We start from the raw sequence: 22,017 nt of genomic DNA on the forward strand, positions 1-22,017 counted from the left end.
ACAAGCATAGCCGCCTGCAACAAGAATGATTTGGAGTATACTGCGATGATGTTTAGTATTTCTGAGTTGTTTTGATTATGCACCATGTTGTCTCAGCTACCACTAATCCCGCCAAAATTCAGGCAATTCTGCAGGCTTTTAACGAGATCTTCGGCGAAGGATCCTGCCACATTGAGTCCGTCTCCGTCGAGAGCGGCGTGCCGGAACAGCCTTTCGGCAGCGACGAAACGCGCGCTGGCGCACGAAACCGCGTGGCTAACGCGCGTCGCGCGCAGCCCAATGCTGACTTCTGGGTCGCTATTGAAGCCGGCATCGATGAGGGCAGCACCTTTAGCTGGGTGACGATCGAGGACGGCAGCCTGCGCGGCGAAGCGCGCTCGGCGACCCTGCCGCTGCCGCAGGTCATTCTTGAAAAAGTCCAGGCAGGAGAAGCGCTAGGGCCGGTGATGTCTCAGTATACCGGCATCGATGAAATTGGCCGTAAAGAGGGCGCTATCGGCGTATTTACGGCCGGAAAACTGACGCGCAGCAGCGTTTATCATCAGGCCGTCGTGCTGGCGCTAAGCCCGTTTCATAACGCTATTTATCGTTAACGTTAATCAACGCCTGCTCCAGCCACAGACGCAGCTCCGGCGGGGCTGACTTCAGGCTGTTCGAACCGCGGGTAATGGTGGCGATCCCGGCGCCGAGCTCGTTTTTCAGCTCGCGCTGGCTCATCTCGCCGCGCAGCAGCTCTTCAATAATACGCACCCGCGTGCCCAGCGCCTCGCGCTCGTCGGGCGTCAGCATGAGCTGTAAAAGCGGCAGATGGAGATCGTCGGCGTACGCCTGCTGCAGGAGGGCAACAAATCGCAGCCACTCCTGATGACGCTGTTCGGCCACCGCCGCTGAATAGGGGGATTGTTGGGTCATGTTACGCCACCTGTCGAATGTACTCACTAACGAGTACAAAGCATAACATACTTCTGTCCGGACTCTACGGATTTCGGGCAACATCGCGAAATACGATGTTGCCCGACGACGGCGATATTAATAGCGCAGCTTCCACTCCGTATCGCTCAGCAGCGTCTCTTTCTGGCCCATAAAATAGCGATAGTAGGCGTCATAGGACAAAACGTTTTTCACGTAGCCGCGCGTTTCAGAGAAAGGAATGCTCTCAATAAACGCCACCGCGTCAATGCGGCCGCCGCTGTTGCCCCGCCACGTGCGCACCCGCCCGGGACCGGCGTTATAGGCCGCGGAGGCGAAGATACGGTTATTGCCAAACTGCTGGTAAACATATTGCAGATAGCTGGTACCAATGTTGATGTTCATTTCCGGATCGAGCAGCTGCGATGGACCGCTATAGCCGGGAATACTGAACATGCTCACCGTATGCGTTGCCGTCCCCGGCATAATCTGCATCAGACCGCGGGCGCCAACCGGTGAACCGGCTTTCGGGTTCCAGGCGCTCTCCTGACGCGCAATGGCCATCGCGTAGCTTTGCGGAATATCTTTACCGCTGATATAGCGGGTAAAGAGGTCGTTATAGGCCAGCGGGAAACGCTCTTCCAGCTGATCCCACAATTTACCGGCGATGGTGGCCTGGACGCTGAGATCCCACCAGTTCTGATTAAACGCGTAACGAGCCAGCTGCGCCTGCTGGTCTTTGGTCTTGCTGGTGACCAGATTGGCCCACTCGCTGCGGGCGGTGTTATCCATATTCCAGTACATCAGTTCGCGCACCCGCGCCATTTCCGGCCCCGAGGTCAGCGCCGGATCGAGGTTCGCTGGCGCTTTATCGATGCGGAACCTGTACTCCTCGCCAAGGCGCTGCGCGGCGACCATCGGATAGAAGCCGCGCTGCTGCATCAGCGAGCGGAGAATATCTTTCGCTTCGTCATCGCGCCCGCGCTCCAGCAGCAGATCGGCCTGCCAGTAGCGCCATTCGTCCTTCTCTTTCGCTTCCATCGGCAAGCGCGCCAGCCAGGTGTTCAGGCCCCGGCGGTCCCCAAGGCCCAGCGCCATACGAACCCGGCGCTCCACCAGCGAGGTGGATTGCGAACGCATGATGACATCGTCGCGCCAGATGGCCTGCTCTTCGGTCACGTCGCTGCCCATCAGGCGCCAGGCGACGATGTCCCGCAGCTCCTGAATCTGATCTTCATTGAGCTGCTGCGCCTGCGCTAATGAGGGGATCATCAGGCGCGCATTTTCCACATCCTGCCGCGCAACGCTGGCAAACGCGACCGCCGCCATCTGGCGGGTAAAATCCGTCGCGCCGGTTGTCCGGGCGAACGTCATCACGCTATTGGGATCGTTAGCCAGCGCGATGACCGCCGTCGAAATCGTTTGATAATCGGCAGGCATCTGCTGGGCCAGGACCCGCACCAGGCTGGTATTGCCCGCTTTCATCGCCAGGCGAATGCGTTCAAGGTAGGCCAGCGGATCCTGCTGGCCGGAGGCGCGCCAGGCGCCAAACAGCTGATCACAGGCGTTTGGCTGACTTTTGCCGCTCAGCCACAGCGCTTTGGCGCCGTCCCAGGCCTCCTGAGCCTGGCCGACGTTCCACTTCGCATAGTAGTAATTGCACTGCGCCTCGGTGCCGGTCGGCTTATCCGGACTGAAGGCCAGCAGGCCGCGCCAGTCGCTACGGCGCGCCAGTTCATTGACGAACCGTGATTTCAGCGAGCGCGCGGGGGGCAGCGTCGGGTTGGCGGCGATAAAGTTGGTCACCACCAGCGCCGGCTGGTTCATCAGATCGTCGGTAATCTGCCGGTACTGGAGATAAGGATAGAGCGGATAGGTCGTCAGGGTGGGCATCAGCTGATTGACGACGTCCATTTGTCGACTGTCCCACGCCTGTTTAATTTGAGCATAGCGGCTGCGCTGTTCATCCAGTGAATCCGCATGCGCCAGTTGGCTTAACGTCAGCAGACTTACGCCGGCGGCCAGAAGACGCCACGTCACAGTTTTGGCTTTTTCCACAAGCTCTTCCTCTATTCAGATACACCACAGCAGCATCATGCCGCGGGCAAAAATTTCAGGTATTACGTAGATATGCTAATCAGACAACGCGAATCGCGCCACGTCCCGGACATTTTTTTACGCTTTTGTGAATCCCATCGCCTCGCTGGGATTAAAGCGCGAAAAAGGCTACACTTCGCCTTTGAAAACTATTCACTACCCTACTCAAAATCATTCTGGCTGCATCAAGCGAGCCTGAGGGATGAAGAGTATATAAAAGAGGCGAAGTCCAACGTGGCTCAATTCGTTTATACCATGCATCGTGTCGGCAAAGTGGTTCCGCCGAAACGTCATATTCTGAAAAATATCTCCCTGAGCTTTTTCCCTGGCGCAAAAATCGGCGTTCTCGGTCTGAACGGCGCCGGTAAGTCTACCCTGCTGCGCATCATGGCCGGCATCGATACCGATATCGAAGGCGAGGCCCGTCCGCAGCCGGGCCTGAAAATCGGCTATCTGCCGCAGGAGCCGCAGCTCAATCCGGAGCAGACCGTCCGTGAGTCGGTTGAAGAAGCGGTGGCCGAAGTGGTCAACGCCCTGAAAGGTCTCGACGAGGTGTACGCCAAATACGCGGAGCCGGATGCCGACTTCGACAAGCTCGCCGCTCAGCAGGGCAAGTTCGAAGAGATTATCCAGGCGCACGATGGCCATAACCTGAACGTCCAGCTTGAGCGCGCGGCGGATGCCCTGCGTCTGCCGGACTGGGACGCGAAAATCGCCAACCTGTCCGGCGGTGAGCGCCGCCGCGTCGCGCTGTGCCGCCTGCTGCTGGAAAAACCAGACATGCTGCTGCTCGATGAACCGACTAACCACCTGGATGCAGAGTCCGTCGCGTGGCTGGAACGCTTCCTGCACGATTTCGAAGGCACCGTCGTGGCGATTACCCACGACCGCTACTTCCTCGATAACGTCGCCGGCTGGATCCTTGAGCTTGACCGCGGCGAAGGTATTCCGTGGGAAGGCAACTACTCCTCCTGGCTGGAGCAGAAAGATCAGCGTCTGGCGCAGGAAGCTTCTCAGGAAGCGGCGCGCCGTAAGTCAATCGAGAAAGAGCTGGAGTGGGTCCGTCAGGGCGCGAAAGGCCGTCAGTCTAAGGGCAAAGCCCGTCTGGCGCGCTTTGAAGAGCTTAACAACGTCGAGTACCAGAAGCGTAACGAGACTAACGAACTGTTTATTCCGCCAGGCGCACGTCTGGGCGATAAAGTGGTTGAAGTCAGCAACCTGCGTAAGTCCTACGGCGACCGTCTGCTGATTGACGACCTGAGCTTCTCGGTACCGAAAGGCGCTATCGTCGGCATCATCGGCCCGAACGGCGCGGGTAAATCCACCCTGTTCCGCATGATGTCCGGTCAGGAACAGCCTGATGCCGGTTCAATCACCCTGGGTGAAACCGTCAAGCTGGCCTCCGTCGATCAGTTCCGCGACGCGATGGACAACAGCAAAACCGTATGGGAAGAAGTTTCCGGCGGGCTGGATATCATGAAGATTGGCAACACCGAGATGCCGAGCCGCGCCTACGTGGGCCGCTTTAACTTCAAAGGCGTTGACCAGGGCAAGCGCGTTGGCGAGCTGTCCGGCGGTGAGCGCGGTCGTCTGCACCTGGCGAAGCTGCTGCAGGTGGGCGGTAACGTCCTGCTGCTCGATGAGCCCACCAACGACCTGGATATCGAAACCCTGCGCGCGCTGGAAAACGCCCTGCTGGAGTTCCCGGGCTGCGCGATGGTTATCTCGCACGACCGCTGGTTCCTCGACCGCATCGCGACCCACATTCTGGACTACCAGGATGAAGGTAAGGTGGAGTTCTTCGAAGGTAACTTTACCGAATACGAAGAGTACAAGAAACGCACCCTCGGCGCCGATGCGCTGGAGCCGAAGCGTATTAAGTACAAACGTATCGCGAAATAAAAGCAAAAGGGCAACGCAGGTTGCCCTTTTTCGTGTTTGCCCCCTCTCCCGCCGGGAGAGGGTTGTAGCCAGGCGCAGGCATTCATGCGGCATCAGGCCGCAGAAGGCCTATCCCTGCTCGCCCATCATCTCTTTCACCAGTTCCACGCAGCGCAGGAAGCGGGCATCGTAGTCGGCCTCTTTTACATGCACAAAATCTATCTCGTTTTCCTTGAGCAACGACACCAGCAGCGTCTGAAACTCTTTGCGGTCCACCGAGCTGCCAAGGCTACGCAAACCATCCGCCACCCACGGCGTGTTGTTTTCCAGCAGGATGACCAGGTCAAAACGATACTCGTCGATCAGCGCCTGCACAAAGGGGTGTTCCCGCCCTTCGTACTTGAGACAGAACGCCTGGGTGCTGACAAAGTCCGTGTCGATGAACGCCACCTTGTTGGCATACTTCACCGCGAAATCAATATACTGCGCGTGGCCGAGGGCAATCTTGTCGTAGTCGGAATATTGCAGCGCCATCTCATCGCCGCCGAGGTGCGAAAAGACGTAGTCGCGGCCATACTCCCAGGCGCTGGTGGTATTAAAGATATTGGATAGCTTATTCACCAGCGTCGACTTACCGCTCGATTCACCGCCCAGGATCGCCACCGTGCGCACGAAAAACGGCTTCACTTCGGTAGGAATATATTCCCAATAGCGGAACGGGTTTTCACGAATCTGCCCGCCGCTGATGTTCATAAAGGTGCGTTTAGGATCGATGAGTACGGTTTCAATTCCCAGATGATCCAGATACTGCGGCGCGTCGCCCTCTTCCGAGGTGTAGATCCAGTTAGGCTCAATGCCCTTCTCGTTCATAAAGGCGCGGATCCCGCGGCTCCAGACGTCCCAGCCGTGCGGATAAGGTTCCATCCCCTCTTCATTGAAGGCGTGGATGCGGATATTTTTCTGGTACTTGAAGGTCTGCAGCAGCCAGCGCAGGCGATCGGGCACGGTCGGCTGCTGCGACATCGCGCTCTTTTCAAACAGCTCGCGGTCGCGGGGATCGTCGTAGCCCATAATGATGTGCAGCTCATCGACCTGGCTACAGGCGCGCTGAATCAAATAGATGTGTCCGGTATGCAGCGGGTAAAACTTACCAAATACCACGCCAACGCTTTTTTGCCGACGCGGAAACTCCAGCCCGAGAAACCGGTGCAGCGCTTCCAGCTTCTGCGCGCTGGGGCTTTTAATTTTCGCGTTCAGCAGCTGGCTCAGATAGCCTTTTGTCATCCCGCTGGCGTCGGCTACCTGCTGTAGCGTACACCCCTTCTGCTTTATGGCGCTTTTTAAATAGTCAAATGACGACATCGCGAGTCTCCTTTTAACTTATTATAAGTCGTCAAAGACGCTAAGTGCGTCCGCAAGCTTTTTCACGCCAAAGATTTGCATCCCTTCCGGCACTTTTTTCGGCACATTGGCTGCCGGAACAATCGCCCGACGAAAACCATGCTTAGCCGCTTCTGAAATACGCTCCTGGCCGCTCGGCACCGGGCGAATCTCGCCTGCCAGACCCACTTCGCCGAAAACCACCAGGTCCTGGGGCAGCGGACGGTCGCGCAGGCTGGAAACCATCGCCAGCAGCAGCGCCAGGTCGGCGCTGGTTTCGGTGACCTTCACGCCACCAACGACGTTGACGAAGACGTCCTGGTCGGCCATCTGCAGACCGCCGTGACGATGCAGAACCGCCAGCAGGATCGCCAGACGGTTCTGCTCCAGCCCCACCGCCACGCGGCGCGGGTTGGACATCATCGAGTGATCGACCAGCGCCTGGATCTCCACCAGCAGCGGTCGCGTGCCTTCCCAGACCACCATCACCGAACTGCCGGAAGTTACTTCGTCACCGCGGCTCAGAAAGATAGCCGAGGGGTTGCTCACTTCACGTAGCCCCTGCTCGGTCATGGCGAATACGCCCAGCTCGTTGACCGCGCCGAAGCGGTTTTTATGGCTGCGCAGGGTGCGGAAACGAGAATCGGCGTCGCCGTCGAGCAGCACGGAGCAGTCGATACAGTGCTCCAGCACTTTCGGCCCGGCCAGCGAGCCGTCTTTGGTCACGTGGCCGACCATGACGATAGCCACGCCGCGCGTCTTGGCAAAGCGCGTTAAATAGGCCGCCGTTTCGCGCACCTGGGCCACGCTGCCCGGCGACGACTGCACGTCGGCCATATGCATTACCTGGATGGAGTCGATAACCATCAGCTGCGGCTTTTCTTCATCGGCAATCTGGCAAATCTGCTCAATGCTGGTTTCTGACAGCATATTGAGGTTAGCCGTCGGCAGGCCTAAACGGTGAGCGCGCATCGCCACCTGCTGAAGCGACTCTTCCCCGGTGACGTAGAGCGTTTTCATACCTTCGGCGAGCTTACACAGGGTTTGCAGCAGCAGCGTCGACTTACCCGCGCCAGGGTTGCCGCCGATCAGAATCGCGCTCCCCGGCACCACGCCGCCGCCGAGCACGCGGTCAAACTCTTTAAAGCCGGTCGAAAAGCGCGGTAGCGCTTCGAGGCTGATATCGGAGAGCTTCTGCACTTTCGATACGCCGGCATTACCGGCATATCCTGACAGACGTTCGTTTCTTGCCACCTGGGGCGAAGCGGCAATGCGCATCTCGGTTATGGTATTCCAGGCATGACAGGCGCTGCACTGCCCCTGCCAGCGCGGATAATCCGCACCGCATTCATTACAGACAAATGCGCGTTTTGGAGCTTTCGCCACGTTAACCTCTTACTTTTGATTCATGCTGCCGGAGAGAATACAGAATACTCCCATCAGGTCAGCGTGGCGGATTGTCACTTCCGCCAGTTCATTAACTTTGGGCTTAGCATGATAGGCGATGCCGAGTCCTGCCGCTTTAATCATCGGCAGATCGTTTGCGCCATCGCCAATGGCGACGGTTTGCGCCGGCGGGATCTCATACTTTTCCGCCAGTTTACGCAGCGTATTGGCTTTGTATTTCGCATCGACGATATCGCCGATAACGTTGCCGGTCAGCTTACCGTCCATGATCTCCAGTTCGTTGGCGACCACCGCGTCGAGATGCAGCTTGTCGCGCAGATACTCGGCAAAGAAGGTGAAGCCGCCGGAGGCGATCGCCACTTTCCAGCCGAGCGTTTCCAGCTTCAGCACCAGCTGGGTCAGGCCCGGCATCAGCGGCAGCGTTTCCCGCACCTGCAGCAGAATATTGGCATCGGCATCTTTCAGCGTCGCCACCCGCTGGCGCAGGCTGGCGGTAAAATCAAGTTCGCCGCGCATCGCGCGCTCGGTCACTTCAGAGACCAGCTCGCCGGTACCGGCCAGCTTGGCGATTTCATCAATGCACTCAATCTGAATCGCCGTCGAGTCCATATCCATGACCAGCAGCCCCGGCGTACGTAAATGCGGGATTTTACCCAGCGGCGCGACGTCAAAACCGGCCTCATGGGCCAGACGGGTCGCTCGTAGCGTTAAAGAACCAGCCAGCCGAATCACCTGATAGTCGTCAACCGCCCAGGAGGCAACAATCACCAGGGCCGCCCCCAGTTCTCGCTGCCACTCGGTCAGGCGACGCTTGTTAAGACCGCGGCCATACAGCAGCCAGCCGCTGCGTCCGGCGTGATAATCCAACGGCATGACCTCATCACCGCTCAGGGAAAGCGGCAATCCAGGCCACTGGGAAACATCTTCAGGCAGGTCGCACCAGGTCAAACTGTTTGGCATCACGGCTCCACATAACTTCATTCAGGCGAGGAAAATAACGCATGAGGCTACCTTGTAACCAGCGCTTCTGGCAACATTAAGCTGCAAATTTTCAAAGGTGGAATATGGTACGCGCAAAACTTAAATTCCGGCTGCATCGCGCGGTGATTGTTCTGATCTGTCTCGCGCTCCTCGTCGCCCTGATGCAGGGGGCCTCATGGTTCAGCCAGAACAGCCAGAAGCAGCGCAATCCGCAGCTGGAAGAACTGGCCCGCACGCTCGCCCAGCAGGTCACGCTCAACCTGGCGCCGCTGATGCGTAGCGAAACGCCCGACGAAAAGCGGATTAGCCAGCTGCTGGATCAGCTTACCCATAAAAGCCGGATCCTCGACGCCGGCGTATATGACGAACAGGGCGACCTGGTGGCGCGTTCCGGCGAAAGCGTCGAGGTACGCGATCGGCTGGCGCTGGACGGTAAAAAAGCCGGCGGCTACTTCAACCAGCAAATCGTCGAACCTGTTCAGGGTAAAAACGGCCCGCTCGGCTACCTGCGCCTGACGCTGGATACCCATACCCTGGCCACCGAAGCGCAGCAGGTCGATAATACCACCAATATCCTGCGTCTGATGCTGCTGCTATCTCTGGCCATCGGCGTCGTCCTGACGCGCACCCTGCTGCAGGGTAAACGTACCCGCTGGCAGCAATCGCCTTTCCTGCTCACCGCCAATAAGCCGGTGCAGGATGAAGATAAAGATGAATCAGAATAAGGAAATCGCCATGTCCACGCTGCGCCTGCTGCTCTCCGACTCTTACGACCCCTGGTTCAATCTGGCGGTTGAGGAGTCTATTTTTCGCCAGATGCCCGCGACTCAACGGGTGCTGTTTCTGTGGCGCAATGCCGATACGGTGGTCATTGGCCGCGCGCAGAACCCGTGGAAAGAGTGCAACACCCGACGTATGGAAGAAGATAACGTGCGCCTGGCCCGTCGCAGCAGCGGCGGCGGCGCGGTATTCCACGATCTGGGCAATACCTGCTTTACCTTTATGGCCGGCAAACCGGAGTACGATAAAACCGTTTCCACAAATATCGTGCTGACGGCGCTGAATGCGCTGGGCGTAGCGGCGGAAGCCTCGGGCCGCAACGATCTGGTGGTCAAAACCGCCGAAGGCGACCGCAAGGTCTCCGGTTCCGCCTATCGCGAAACGATGGATCGCGGCTTTCACCACGGTACGCTGCTGCTGAACGCCGATTTAAGCCGCCTTGCCAACTACCTCAATCCCGATAAGAAGAAGCTGCAGGCCAAAGGCATTACCTCCGTGCGCGGACGGGTAGCCAATCTGGTCGAGCTGCTGCCGGGCATTACCCATCAGCAGGTTTGCGAAGCGATTCAGGAGGCGTTCTTCGCCCATTACGGCGAGCGCGTGGAGGCCGAAGTGATCTCTCCGGAGAAAATGCCGGACCTGCCGAATTTTGCCGCGACCTTTGCCCGCCAGAGCAGCTGGGAGTGGAACTTTGGCCAGGCCCCGGCCTTCAGCCATCTGCTGGATGAACGTTTTACCTGGGGCGGCGTAGAGCTCCATTTCGACGTCGAAAAAGGCCATATCACGCGCACGCAGATTTTTACCGACAGCCTCAACCCGGCGCCGCTGGAAGCGCTGGCCGCCAGGCTACAGGGATGCCTCTACCGCGCGGATATGCTGCAGCAGGAGTGCGATGCATTACTCGTGGATTTCCCGGAGCAGGAGAAAGCGCTGCGGGAGCTCTCGGCATGGATTGCCGGCGCGGTACGCTAACGTGCGGTCACCCCGGCCCTCTCCCATAGGGAGAGGGCGGAAGAGATGATTACTCTTTATCGCCCAGCAGAACGGATTCCAGCGCGATTTTAATCATGTCGTTGAAGGTCGTCTGACGTTCAGCGGAGCTGGTCTGCTCGTGGGTACGGATGTGGTCGGAGACCGTGCAGATGGTCAGCGCTTTCGCACCAAATTCCGCCGCGACGCCGTAGATGCCGGCCGCTTCCATTTCCACGCCCAGAATGCCGTATTTTTCCATCACGTCGAACATTTCGCCGCCGTCCGGCGCATAGAACAGGTCAGCGGAGAAAATGTTGCCCACGCGAGCGTCAACGCCCAGCGCTTTTGCCGCGTCAACCGCGTTACGCACCATGCCAAAGTCGGCAATCGCCGCAAAGTCGTGGTCCTTAAAACGCATACGGTTAACTTTAGAGTCGGTACAGGCACCCATGCCGATAACCACGTCGCGCAGCTTAACGTCCATACGCACCGCGCCGCAGGAGCCGACGCGAATGATTTTTTTGACGCCGAAGTCGGTGATCAGCTCTTTTGCGTAAATGGAGCAGGACGGGATCCCCATGCCGTGACCCATCACGGAAATTTTGCGGCCTTTGTAGGTACCGGTGAAGCCCAGCATACCGCGCACGTTATTCACTTCGCGGACATCTTCAAGGAACGTTTCTGCAATGTGCTTCGCGCGCAGCGGGTCGCCAGGCATCAGCACAACGTCAGCGAAATCGCCCATTTCTGCGTTAATGTGTGGAGTAGCCATCGTTAAATCCTTCTGAATGTTTTACCTGATGGCGGCTATGCCTAATCAGGTCGACAAAAAAGGCCCGGCGAGCGAGGCTCACCGGGCAAATAATCACAGCATGTTTTTGCCGTACTCCATCGGAGACGTACCGAAGTACGTTGCCAGGGTCTGGCCGATATCGGCGAAGGTTTCGCGGTGACCCAGCGAACCCGGCTTCACTTTCGGGCCATAGATCAGCACCGGAATGTGCTCGCGGGTATGGTCGGTACCGGTCCAGGTCGGGTCGCAGCCGTGGTCGGCGGTCAGGATCAGAATGTCATCTTCCCCGACCAGTTCCATCAGCTCCGGCAGACGGCGGTCGAACAGCTCCAGCCCTGCGGCATAGCCTGCAACGTCGCGGCGGTGGCCCCAGGAAGAGTCGAAGTCCACGAAGTTGGTGAAGACGATGGTCTCGTCTCCCGCTTCTTTCATCTCTTTGATGGTGGCGTCAAACAGCGCATCCAGGCCGGTCGCCTTCACCTTTTTGGTAATACCGCAGTTGGCGTAGATATCGGCGATTTTACCCACCGATACAACCTGGCCCTTTTTCTCGTCGACCAGCTTCTGCAGCACCGTCGGCGCCGGCGGCTCAACGGCCAAATCGTGGCGGTTACCGGTGCGCTGGAAGTTGCCGGCTTTGTCGCCGATAAACGGACGCGCGATAACGCGACCGATGTTGTAGCCGCCTTCGGTCAGCTCTTCACGCGCGATTTCACACAGCTCGTACAGCTTATCGAGACCAAAGGTCTCTTCATGGCAGGCAATCTGGAATACCGAGTCAGCGGAGGTATAGAAAATCGGCTTGCCGGTTTTCATATGCTCTTCGCCCAGCTGGTCGAGGATAACGGTACCGGAAGAGTGGCAGTTGCCGAGGTAGCCCGGCAGGTTTGCGCGCTTAACCAGTTTATCCAGAAGTTCCTGCGGGAAGCTGTTTTCATGCTCGGGGAAGTAGCCCCAGTCAAACAGAACCGGCACGCCGGCGATTTCCCAGTGGCCTGACGGGGTGTCTTTACCGGAAGAAAGCTCATGCGCCCATGCGTAGGCGCCGATAACGTCCGCGCTGCCGTCCATACCGGCGGCAATTTTACCGGTAGAACCCTCATGGGCTTTAACCAGCCCCAGACGGGTCAGATTCGGTAGATTGAGCGGGCCTTTGCGGCCGTTGTCAGCCTCGCCTTTGGCACAGGCTTCTGCAATATGGCCCATGGTGTCTGAACCGACGTCGCCAAAGCGATCGGCGTCTTCAGTCGCACCGATGCCGAATGAGTCCAGCACCATAATAAATGCACGTTTCATATTATTCTCCGTACCTTTTGCGCTGCAAAAAAGCGATCAGATCAGTATATAACTATTCGGTGATACGACGATAGACCGTCGGCGTCATTTCAGGCGCTTTATCGTCAAGTTTAATGGCCGCTTTCACGGCTTTGGCCGCTTCCTGCCAGCTGTTTTCATCTTTAGCATGGATAACCGCCAGCGGCTGCTGCGCGTCGATACGCGCGCCGAGGCGAACCACGTCGGTGAAACCGACGCTGTAATCAATCAGATCCGATGCCTGACGGCGACCGCCGCCCATTGATACCACCGCCATGCCCAGCGCGCGGGTGTCCATTTCGGCGACAAACCCTTCGCCTTCGGCATAGACGGCTTTGCTCAGCATCGCGGCCGGCAGATACTTATCGTAGTTTTCCACGAAGTCGTTCGGCCCTTTTTGCGCCGCCACCATCCGGCCGAAGACTTCTGCGGCTTTACCGTTATCCAGCACCGCCTGTAGCTTCGCCCGCGCGTCGGCGTCATTCTGCGCCAGCTTGCCGGAAATCAGCATCTCGACGCACAGCGCCATCGTCACCTCAAGCAGCCGCGGATTACGGTACTCGCCGGTGAGGAACTGCACGGCTTCACGCACTTCCACCGCATTACCGGCGCTGGAAGCCAGCACCTGGTTCATATCGGTTAACAGCGCCGTCGTCCGCACGCCGGCGCCGTTGGATACCCCGACGATCGCTTCGGCCAGCGCGGCGGAAAGCTCATAAGTAGGCATAAAGGCGCCGCTGCCGACTTTGACATCCATCACCAGCGCGTCCAGGCCTTCCGCCAGCTTCTTGGCGAGAATGGAGGCGGTGATCAGCGGGATAGAGTCCACCGTTGCGGTGATATCGCGCGTGGCGTAAAAACGTTTGTCCGCCGGCGCCAGAGAGCTGGTCTGCCCGATAATCGCGACGCCGACATCTTTAATGATTTCACGGAAGCGGCTATCGTCCGGGAAAATATCGAACCCAGGAATCGCTTCCAGCTTGTCGAGCGTACCGCCGGTGTGCCCGAGACCGCGCCCCGAGATCATCGGGACATAGCCGCCGCAGGCCGCGACCATCGGCCCCAGCATCAGCGAGGTCACATCGCCTACGCCGCCGGTAGAGTGTTTATCGACGATCGGGCCATTGAGATTAAGACTCTTCCAGTCGAGAACGGTCCCTGAATCCCGCATCGCCATGGTCAGCGAAACGCGTTCCGGCATAGACATATCGTGGAAAAAAATGGTCATCGCCAGCGCGGCGATCTGCCCTTCTGAGATGGTGTTGTCGCGGATGCCGTTGATGAAAAAACGAATCTCTTCATCGCTCAGCTCATGACCATCACGTTTTTTACGAATAATTTCTTGTGCGAGAAACAAGATAACCTCCCGAGGAAAGAGTCAAAGACCAACCACAGGCCGGACAGCATCCGGCCTTGAGGTCAGGCAAATTACGTATTAGTAGCTGCTGGCGCTCTTACCATCGCCGTGACCCAGCGCTTTCAGCAGGCTTGCCAGCAGGCTGGAAGCGCCAAAGCGGTAGTGACGAGAGTCGGCCCAGTCGGCACCGAACAGTTCATCGGCAATAGCGAGGAACTTTTGCGCGTCTTCTGCGCTACGCACGCCGCCCGCCGGTTTGAAGCCGACGCTCTGCTGAACGCCCATATCGCGGATGACTTCCAGCATGATGCGCGCGCTTTCCGGGGTCGCATTGACCGGAACTTTACCGGTAGACGTTTTGATAAAATCGGCACCGGCTTTGATGGCGATTTCAGATGCTTTACGAATCAGCGCTTCTTCTTTCAGCTCACCGGTTTCGATAATCACTTTCAGCAGCACGTTTGCCGCCGCGCAGGCTTCTTTACAGGCTTTCACCAGGTCAAAACCCACCTGTTCGTTGCCGGCAATCAGCGCGCGGTAAGGGAATACGACGTCAACTTCGTCTGCGCCGTAAGCTATCGCCGCGCGGGTTTCCGCCAGCGCAATAGCTATATCATCGTTACCGTGCGGGAAATTGGTCACCGTCGCGATCCGGATATCCGGGGTACCCTGCTCGTTCAGCGTTTTACGCGCGATCGGGATAAAGCGCGGGTAGATGCATACTGCGGCAGTATTCCCTACCGGTGTTTTGGCCTGGTGGCACAGCGCGATCACTTTTTCATTGGTGTCGTCATCGTTCAGGGTGGTCAGGTCCATCAGTTTCAACGCGCGCAGGCTGCTTGCCGTTAAATCAGTCATTTCATACTCCGACGGCGTATTGCCGTATTAAAGTTGGTTCACCTTGCGAGTCTGTTACTATTGTAACATCCCCTCGCCGTTACACTTCGATATACATCACAGTTAATGAAAACTAATTACTAATTTGCATTACTGTGGAGTGATATGAATCACATAATAAATCCCTGTGCATGCCCCCCGAAGGCCAGACTCTCTTTAAGCATAATCAGGAATCTCAGCATCGAGGAAATGTTATTATTGTAACATACCCACGCGGTAAACCTCGACATCAGCGCGGACATTTTGTGCGAAAAAATGCCAGATGCATCATGAGTGATTGATAAACAGATAATTATTAAATGATAGGATTTTAACACGCAGAGGAGAGTTCCCCGCGGCGGCGGTGCCGCGGGGTAGGGTCGTGATTAACGACGGCGCTATAGCGCGAGGAAGACGCCCGCTATCGTGGCGCTCATCAGATTAGACAGCGTCCCCGCCGCCACGGCCCGCATGCCCAGTTGGGCAATTTCCTGGCGACGATTAGGCGCCATGCCGCCCAGTCCGCCAATCAGAATCGCAATGGATGACAGATTGGCAAAACCGCACAGGGCAAACGAGATGATGGCCTTGGTGTGGGTTGAAATCACCTGCAAACCGGCGGCTGCGACCTCGGCGTCGGCTTTCAGGTATTCACCGAAATTCATGTAGGCCACAAACTCGTTGATAATCAGCTTCTGGCCGATAAACGAGCCGGCAACGGTGGCCTCATTCCACGGAACGCCAATCACCCACGCCAGCGGTGAGAAGACCCAGCCGAGGATCATTTGTAGCGACAGGTCTGGATGGTTAAACCAGCCGCCCACGCCGGAGAGAATACCGTTAACCAGGGCAATCAGCGCGATAAACGCCAGCAGCATCGCCCCGACGTTAAGCGCCAGCTGCATCCCGGAAGCCGCGCCGGACGCGGCGGCATCCAGCACGTTCGCCGGCGCCTGCGGATCGGCGTCGTTTTTGTCCATCGCCGGGTTGTCCCGGGGCTGCTCGGTTTCGGGCACGATAATCTTCGCGAACAGCAGGCCGCCCGGCGCCGCCATAAACGAAGCGGCAATCAGGTATTCCAGCGGTACGCCCATCTGCGCGTAACCGGCCAGAACGGAGCCCGCAACCGAGGCCAGGCCCCCGCACATCACGGCGAAGAGCTCGGAACGGGTCATGGTGGCGATATATGGACGCACCACCAGCGGCGCTTCGGTCTGGCCAACGAAGATGTTCGCCGTGGCAGAGAGCGATTCCGTGCGCGAAGTTTTCAGTACCGCGCGCAGCGCCCCGCCGAGAATGCGGATAACAAACTGCATGATGCCGAGGTAATAAAGCACGGCGATCAGCGATGAGAAGAAGACGATGACCGGCAGGACGCGCAGGGCAAAAACAAACCCGCCGCCGCCGAAGACTTCAAACATCTTATCGGAAACCAGCCCGCCAAAGATAAAGCCGATCCCTTCATTGCCGTAAGCAATCACGTTGGCAACGCCGTTCGACATGGCCAGCAGCGCGGTGCGCCCGGCCGGCACGTAGAGAATTAACGCGCCGATCCCCACCTGGATAATCCAGGCGCCGAGGACGGTACGCAGGTTGATGGCTTTTCGATTACTGGAGAGGAGCACAGCGATGGCTAACAGCACCACCATGCCGATAAGTCCCATGATAATTTGCATACAGAGTCCCTGTGTATTGAGAGTTCAGCCTTAAAACCCCGCGATTATAACGGCATGAAACCATCATGCTCATTTCAGCTCACACATTTTAAGCAAAACAATGAGATAAAAAGGCAGGAATGAGACACAGGTCACTCAGCAAAGCGCTACGGAAGCGCAAAAAGCACATTTGTATTATCAATCAGGGTATTCGCTATCTCTTCCGCGGGCTCAGAGCGTAGCTCGCATAAGGTGGAGAAGACGCGAGCCACCCGTTCTGGCCTGTTCGGCTGCCCCTGGAAACCGTTCAACGGCATATCCGGCGCATCGGTCTCCAGCAGCAGCGCCGAAAGCGGCAGCTGCGCGATCACATCGCGGGTCTTACTGGCGCGCGGATAGGTAATGGTGCCGCCAACGCCAATCTTGTAGCCCAGCTGCACAAACCGCTCCGCCTGCTGAAGGCTACCGGCAAAACCGTGCACTACGCCGGTTCGCGGTAAAGCGTGCTTTTTCAGCAGCATCGCCAGCTTGTCGTGAGTGCGTCTGGAGTGGAGGATCGCCGGCAAATCGTAGCGTTTCGCCAGCCGCATCTGCGCCTCAAATACAGAAACCTGACGTGCAAACTGCGGATCTTCCCGATAGAGATCGAGACCGATCTCCCCAACCGCGACCAGCTTAGCGTCGCGTTTCGCCAGGCAGGCTTCAAGCCGTTCAAGACTCTCTGCGCTATGCCGTTCAATCGCTATCGGATGGAGGCCTAAGGCGGCGTAGAGCTCATCATATTTCTCCGCCAGCGCTAACACGCGGGCGAAGTTATCCGCTTCTGTCGCAGGTACCACGATCTGCGTCACGCCAGCCTCCGTCGCCCGGGCAATGCTGGCGCTTTCGTCGCCGGTGAAAGGGGGAAAATCGAAATGGCAGTGGGTATCAATAAATCGTAGGGTCACGCCAGGTCCTCATTTTCAAAGCTGGCATCATTGGCCTGCACCGCCGCGATGACCGGCGCCTGAGGGATCTCATTGGCCACCGGCGCTGGCGGAATAACGACCGTTTTCGGTACCGCAATACGCGGCGCATGGCGCAGCAGCGGCGGTCTGTCGGCCAGCAGTTTACCGACGGTAGCGAGAAAGTAGCGCCCGCACTGGCGTCCGGTCTTGTAGTCCTCCAGCAACGCCGGAAGACGGCTGCCTAACGCCATACTCTTCAACGGCTTCTGCGGATAAATTTCCAGAATTCTCAGCTTACCCGGCGGTTTTTCAATGAACTCTTGCGTGGAGCGATAGGTGGTTTCGTGATGCTGCACCAGATTAACAAACGGCTGCAGACTACTTTCGCCAAGCCAGCGCTCCATACGTTTAAACCACTGCGGCGTGTAGTACATCTGGGACGGAACGGTGCGGATCACCACGATGGTTTGCGCCCCTCGACGGGCCGCTTCCTGTACGGGGATCGCATCGCTGACGCCGCCGTCAAGATAGCTCACGCCATCCAGCAGCACGCCGCTGCGGTAAAAACCGGGAATGGCGCTGGAGGCGCGAATCAGGTCAAGCCAGGTCTGCTGAGTGGGGGAAAAGTAGTTTGGCGTGTAATCATCGCCGCGACAGGCGCACATCCAGAACTCTTTTCCCTGGGCAAAACAATCTTCAGCATAGGCCATCGCCAGCGGCATCTTTTTCGAGGTGGTGTCGACCAGCCAGTCAAGATCGATAAGATTCCCGCCGCGCACAAAACGCATCGGGTCGAAAAACTCGCGGGCGGTGGTGTAGCGGGTGATCACTTTGCGGGCATAGCCGGGCTGGTTGCACAGATAGGCCGAGAGATTTTGCGCCCCGGCAGAGGTACCGAACATCATGTCGAACGGGTTGAATCCCGCGCGCATAAATTCGTCCAGCACCCCGGCGGTAAAAATCCCTCTCTGCCCCCCGCCTTCGCACACCAGTGCGAGCCTGCCCGGCTGGAAGGGTTTAACAGATAACGGCGTAATGTTGCCCAACGTAACGGGAATTCGCTGCCCCACCCTGCTTTCCTGTCTGGCTTATTATAAAAACAAAGGTAACGCAATTTTTAACGCCCTGAAACTGAGAAAGCCAGTCACATTGACTGGCTTTATGTAAGACGGTATTTCACGCGTTAACGTCTAGGGACGCCGACGGCCGGTGAACAGGCTGACCAGGAACAGGATAATACCGACAACGAAGACAATTTTCGCAGCCCAGGCAGCGGTACCCGCCAGGCCACCAAAGCCCAGAGCGGCGGCAATTAACGCGATCACCAGAAAAATAATGCCCCATCTAAACATACGTCTCTCCTTACCATAGTTAATGACGGTCGATTTTCTGCGCACTCAGGCCGCGCATACACAACCCTGTGGTGCTACACATCCTGCGGAAAGACCGCAGAATAAATTTTTTTAGTGAATAGATTTATTTGACGCTAAGGTCATTCTTCACGCTTTTGACGCCGGAAACGGCTTTCGCAATACCTTCCGCCCGCTCCGACTGCTTACTGGACTCTACCGTACCGGATAAATGTACAACGCCATCGGTGGTCTCCACCTTCACGTTACGCGACGGAACGATATCGTCAGCCAGTAATTTCGCTTTGATCTCGCTGGTCACCGCCGTGTCGCCGGCATAGCCCTTCAGCGAAGCAGATTTTTCGTTCTGTACGCTAAGCTTGTCGTTAACGGAGGTCACGCCTTCAACCGCTTTCGCTACGCTAAGCGCCTGCTTATGCTGCTCTGAACTGTCAACCGTACCGCTTAACGTGACGACTTTGTTTTCAGTTTTCACAGAGATATCGGTGCTGCGAATATCTTTATGATCGATCAGCGCCGCTTTCACCCTGGCGGTGATGGTGCTGTCGTCCATAAAATTCCCGACTTTGTTCATCGAATTATCAACGGCTTGCCCGGCATTGCTTGCTGCAGATTTTGCGCTATCTGCGGTCGAGTTTTCCGCATACGCCGAAGCGCTGATTATTGCTGAGCCCAGGAAGAGGGCCAGGAGTGTCTTGCCGCTCTTAAGTTTTGTCATCGTTGTTCCTCGTTATATCTAAGCAGGTAAAGCAAAATAAGTAGTCTATTAAGCCAGGATTCCAAAAATTACTTATTAAATGTAGTAGATACGCGGAAGAGTGCGGCATGAACGGGTAAAAAAGCGCGCAAAACGGTAAGAATTAAGAACTTTCCAGAAAGGGCAATCCGAGGTGAAAATGGCGTGGAGCGCGGCGAAAACCGCGCTCCGGAGAGGATTAGTGCTCGCGGGTTTTACGGAACTGGACGTCAGGGTAACGTTCCTGCGTCAGGTTCAGGTTAACCATGGTCGGGGCGATATAAGTCAGGTTATCGCCGCCATCCAGCGCCAGCTGAATTTCGTTCTTACGCTTAAACTCTTCGAATTTCTTCGCGTCGCTGCATTCCACCCAGCGTGCGGTCGCGACGTTGACGGACTCGTAAATCGCCTCAACGTTGTACTCGCTCTTCAGGCGAGCAACAACCACATCAAACTGCAGCACGCCCACCGCGCCAACGATCAGATCGTTATTGGCGATCGGACGGAACACCTGCACCGCCCCCTCTTCAGAAAGCTGAACCAGCCCTTTCAGCAGCTGTTTCTGCTTGAGCGGATCTTTCAGGCGAATGCGGCGGAACAGTTCCGGGGCGAAGTTCGGGATACCGGTGAACTTCATCATTTCACCCTGGGTGAAGGTATCGCCAATCTGAATGGTGCCGTGGTTATGCAGACCCAGGATATCGCCCGGATACGCCTCTTCCACATGCGAACGGTCGCCGGCCATAAAGGTCAGCGCGTCGGAGATCACCACGTCCTTGCCGATACGCACCTGGCGCATCTTCATACCCTTCTCGTACTTACCGGAAACCACGCGCATAAAGGCCACGCGGTCGCGGTGTTTCGGGTCCATGTTGGCCTGAATTTTAAAGACGAAGCCGGTGAACTTCTCCTCCGCGGCCTCCACGGTGCGGGTGTCGGTTTTGCGCGGCATCGGCGCGGGCGCCCACTCCACTAAACCGTCCAGCATATGATCGACGCCAAAGTTACCCAGCGCGGTGCCGAAGAATACCGGCGTAATTTCGCCCGCCAGGAACAGCTCTTTATCGAATTCGTTAGACGCGCCCTGCACCAGCTCCAGCTCATCGCGCAGCTGCTGCGCCAGGTCTTCACCCACCGCGGCATCAAGCTCCGGGTTATCCAGCCCCTTCACGATGCGCACTTCCTGGATGGTGTGGCCTTTACCGGTCTGATACAGGTAGGTTTCATCTTTATAAAGATGGTAAACGCCCTTGAACAGTTTGCCGCAGCCAATCGGCCAGGTGATCGGCGCGCAGCCGATTTTCAGCTCGTTTTCCACTTCATCCAGCAGCTCCATCGGATCGCGGATGTCGCGGTCGAGTTTGTTCATGAACGTCAGGATCGGCGTATCGCGCAGACGGGTGACTTCCATCAGCTTACGGGTACGATCCTCGACGCCTTTCGCGGCATCGATAACCATCAGGCAGCAGTCCACCGCCGTCAGGGTACGGTAGGTATCCTCGGAGAAGTCTTCGTGGCCCGGGGTATCCAGCAGGTTAACCAGGCAGTCGTGATACGGGAACTGCATCACGGACGTGGTGATGGAGATACCGCGCTGCTTCTCCATCTCCATCCAGTCAGATTTCGCATGCTGGCTGGAGCCGCGACCTTTCACCGTTCCGGCGGTCTGAATAGCCTGTCCGAATAACAGTACCTTTTCAGTAATGGTCGTTTTACCGGCATCCGGGTGAGAAATAATGGCAAAAGTGCGGCGCTTGGCCACCTCCTGCAAATAAGGAGACAACGTCATAATTCAATCTTCTTAGTAAACGCGGCAACGCGCCGCGCATGTTGAATACGAAAAAATTGCGGCTATTTTACCCATCAATGGGGGGGAGGCAATCAGTGTTTACACAGGAGTTGCTCCAGTTCGCTTAAAGAGGTGACCGTCCAGTCCGCGCGGAGGTCCGCGGGCAGTTCGCGCTGATGGGGGTTGAACCAGCAGGTCGCCAGGCCGGCATTCACGCCGCCGCGAATATCCGATTCCGCCGTATCGCCAACCATCAGCACCCGCGAACGATCGGGATTGCCTGCCTGCGCCAGCGCATAGTCGAAAATACGCGCATCCGGCTTAGCCACCCCAACCTCTTCGGAAATAATGAGCAAATCAAAGTGATCGCGCAGTCCGGTACGTTCAAGACGCGTCTGCTGCAGTGAGGTAAAACCGTTGGTGATGATGCCCATTTTTACCTTCCCCTGCAGCGAATCAAGCAGCGATACCGCCCCCGGCAGCGGCGAGCAGATCTCCGCCATCGCGTTCATAAACGCGGCGTTCAGCTCGCCGGGAGGAACGTTCAGGCGTTCCGCCCAACCGTCAAAGCGCTGATGCTGCAGCTGAAGAGAGGTAATGGCGCCGTTTTGATAATCCACCCATAGCGGCTTATTCACGGCCTGGTAGTCCTGAAAATCCTCTGCGGAGAACGTCACGCTATAGTCGAGAAACATCCGCTGTAGGCCGCTAAATGAGTCAAACGTAAATAACGTTTCGTCGGCATCAAAGAAAATCCAGTCCCACTTCATCGT

The 22,017-nt window shown here is 57.2% G+C and carries 20 protein-coding genes; 4 read left to right on the forward strand and 16 right to left on the reverse strand.

What is annotated here, in order from left to right; all coding sequences use genetic code 11:
- Nucleotides 1-77 precede the first annotated feature (77 nt).
- Entirely contained in the window at nt 78-593 is a 516-nt protein-coding gene (yjjX, locus tag JLG71_RS23875) for an inosine/xanthosine triphosphatase (RefSeq protein WP_014837357.1), read from the forward strand.
- Here the strand turns inward: yjjX and trpR are convergent.
- Together trpR and sltY are read right to left on the reverse strand one after the other, a co-directional pair.
- Nucleotides 580-912, reverse strand: a complete 333-nt coding sequence (trpR, locus tag JLG71_RS23880) for a trp operon repressor (RefSeq protein WP_004098417.1) — start codon at nt 910-912, stop codon at nt 580-582. The genes yjjX and trpR overlap by 14 nt on opposite strands.
- Before the next feature lie 117 nt (nt 913-1,029).
- Nucleotides 1,030-2,967: a murein transglycosylase gene (gene sltY / locus JLG71_RS23885; protein ID WP_103814851.1), complete on the reverse strand. Its 1,938-nt coding sequence runs from the start codon at nt 2,965-2,967 to the stop codon at nt 1,030-1,032.
- Between the two features lie 273 nt (nt 2,968-3,240).
- On the opposite strand from sltY, the gene ettA reads away from it, so the two are divergent.
- Nucleotides 3,241-4,908 carry an energy-dependent translational throttle protein EttA gene (ettA, locus tag JLG71_RS23890; protein WP_014227837.1) on the forward strand — a complete coding sequence of 556 codons (1,668 nt, stop codon included), beginning with the start codon at nt 3,241-3,243 and terminating at the stop codon, nt 4,906-4,908.
- A gap of 108 nt (nt 4,909-5,016) precedes the next feature.
- On the opposite strand, the gene nadR is transcribed toward ettA, so the two are convergent.
- From nadR to serB, 3 genes are read right to left on the reverse strand one after another with little or no spacing between them, the layout of a single operon-like run.
- Nucleotides 5,017-6,249: a multifunctional transcriptional regulator/nicotinamide-nucleotide adenylyltransferase/ribosylnicotinamide kinase NadR gene (gene nadR, locus JLG71_RS23895; RefSeq protein ID WP_004098414.1), complete on the reverse strand. Its 1,233-nt coding sequence runs from the start codon at nt 6,247-6,249 to the stop codon at nt 5,017-5,019.
- Nucleotides 6,250-6,270: 21 nt separating this feature from the next.
- Nucleotides 6,271-7,653 carry a DNA repair protein RadA gene (gene radA, locus JLG71_RS23900; protein ID WP_004098408.1) on the reverse strand — a complete coding sequence of 461 codons (1,383 nt, stop codon included), beginning with the start codon at nt 7,651-7,653 and terminating at the stop codon, nt 6,271-6,273.
- Nucleotides 7,654-7,662: 9 nt separating this feature from the next.
- Nucleotides 7,663-8,634, reverse strand: coding sequence for a phosphoserine phosphatase (gene serB / locus JLG71_RS23905; protein WP_014227836.1), 972 nt, complete (start codon nt 8,632-8,634; stop codon nt 7,663-7,665).
- Nucleotides 8,635-8,738: 104 nt separating this feature from the next.
- On the opposite strand from serB, the gene JLG71_RS23910 reads away from it, so the two are divergent.
- Together JLG71_RS23910 and lplA are read left to right on the forward strand one after the other, a co-directional pair.
- Complete coding sequence (locus tag JLG71_RS23910; protein WP_014227835.1) at nt 8,739-9,380, forward strand: YtjB family periplasmic protein; 642 nt, start codon at nt 8,739-8,741, stop codon at nt 9,378-9,380.
- Between the two features lie 10 nt (nt 9,381-9,390).
- Nucleotides 9,391-10,407, forward strand: a complete 1,017-nt coding sequence (lplA, locus tag JLG71_RS23915) for a lipoate--protein ligase LplA (protein ID WP_014227834.1) — start codon at nt 9,391-9,393, stop codon at nt 10,405-10,407.
- 49 nt (nt 10,408-10,456) lie between these two features.
- Here lplA and deoD read toward each other — a convergent pair whose 3' ends face one another.
- The 11 genes from deoD to yjjG all read right to left on the reverse strand — a co-directional run bounded on the left by deoD (nt 10,457) and on the right by yjjG (nt 22,014).
- Nucleotides 10,457-11,179: a purine-nucleoside phosphorylase gene (gene deoD / locus JLG71_RS23920; RefSeq protein ID WP_004098401.1), complete on the reverse strand. Its 723-nt coding sequence runs from the start codon at nt 11,177-11,179 to the stop codon at nt 10,457-10,459.
- A gap of 93 nt (nt 11,180-11,272) precedes the next feature.
- Entirely contained in the window at nt 11,273-12,496 is a 1,224-nt protein-coding gene (deoB, locus tag JLG71_RS23925) for a phosphopentomutase (protein WP_014837353.1), read from the reverse strand.
- Nucleotides 12,497-12,548: 52 nt separating this feature from the next.
- Nucleotides 12,549-13,871: a thymidine phosphorylase gene (gene deoA / locus JLG71_RS23930; RefSeq protein WP_200913855.1), complete on the reverse strand. Its 1,323-nt coding sequence runs from the start codon at nt 13,869-13,871 to the stop codon at nt 12,549-12,551.
- A 78-nt stretch (nt 13,872-13,949) separates the two neighbouring features.
- Complete coding sequence (gene deoC / locus JLG71_RS23935) at nt 13,950-14,729, reverse strand: deoxyribose-phosphate aldolase (RefSeq protein ID WP_014837351.1); 780 nt, start codon at nt 14,727-14,729, stop codon at nt 13,950-13,952.
- A gap of 416 nt (nt 14,730-15,145) precedes the next feature.
- Nucleotides 15,146-16,423, reverse strand: a complete 1,278-nt coding sequence (locus tag JLG71_RS23940) for a NupC/NupG family nucleoside CNT transporter (RefSeq protein WP_014837350.1) — start codon at nt 16,421-16,423, stop codon at nt 15,146-15,148.
- A 146-nt stretch (nt 16,424-16,569) separates the two neighbouring features.
- The gene (locus tag JLG71_RS23945) at nt 16,570-17,349 is read right to left on the reverse strand and encodes a metal-dependent hydrolase (RefSeq protein WP_200913856.1); all 780 of its coding nucleotides are present in this window, start codon (nt 17,347-17,349) and stop codon (nt 16,570-16,572) included.
- Nucleotides 17,346-18,419: a patatin-like phospholipase family protein gene (locus tag JLG71_RS23950; protein WP_004128693.1), complete on the reverse strand. Its 1,074-nt coding sequence runs from the start codon at nt 18,417-18,419 to the stop codon at nt 17,346-17,348. The genes JLG71_RS23945 and JLG71_RS23950 overlap by 4 nt, the downstream gene beginning before the upstream one ends.
- Nucleotides 18,420-18,539: 120 nt before the next feature.
- Nucleotides 18,540-18,701, reverse strand: a complete 162-nt coding sequence (locus tag JLG71_RS23955) for a DUF1328 domain-containing protein (protein ID WP_003856556.1) — start codon at nt 18,699-18,701, stop codon at nt 18,540-18,542.
- A gap of 124 nt (nt 18,702-18,825) precedes the next feature.
- Nucleotides 18,826-19,437, reverse strand: a complete 612-nt coding sequence (gene osmY / locus JLG71_RS23960) for a molecular chaperone OsmY (RefSeq protein WP_014227828.1) — start codon at nt 19,435-19,437, stop codon at nt 18,826-18,828.
- 217 nt (nt 19,438-19,654) lie between these two features.
- On the reverse strand, nt 19,655-21,244 hold the full coding sequence (gene prfC, locus JLG71_RS23965; RefSeq protein ID WP_004098388.1) for a peptide chain release factor 3: 1,590 nt from the start codon (nt 21,242-21,244) through the stop codon (nt 19,655-19,657).
- 92 nt (nt 21,245-21,336) lie between these two features.
- Entirely contained in the window at nt 21,337-22,014 is a 678-nt protein-coding gene (yjjG, locus tag JLG71_RS23970; RefSeq protein WP_004098385.1) for a pyrimidine 5'-nucleotidase, read from the reverse strand.
- Nucleotides 22,015-22,017: the final 3 nt, after the last annotated feature.

This window comes from Klebsiella michiganensis (assembly GCF_015139575.1).
Classification (GTDB): domain Bacteria; phylum Pseudomonadota; class Gammaproteobacteria; order Enterobacterales; family Enterobacteriaceae; genus Klebsiella; species Klebsiella michiganensis.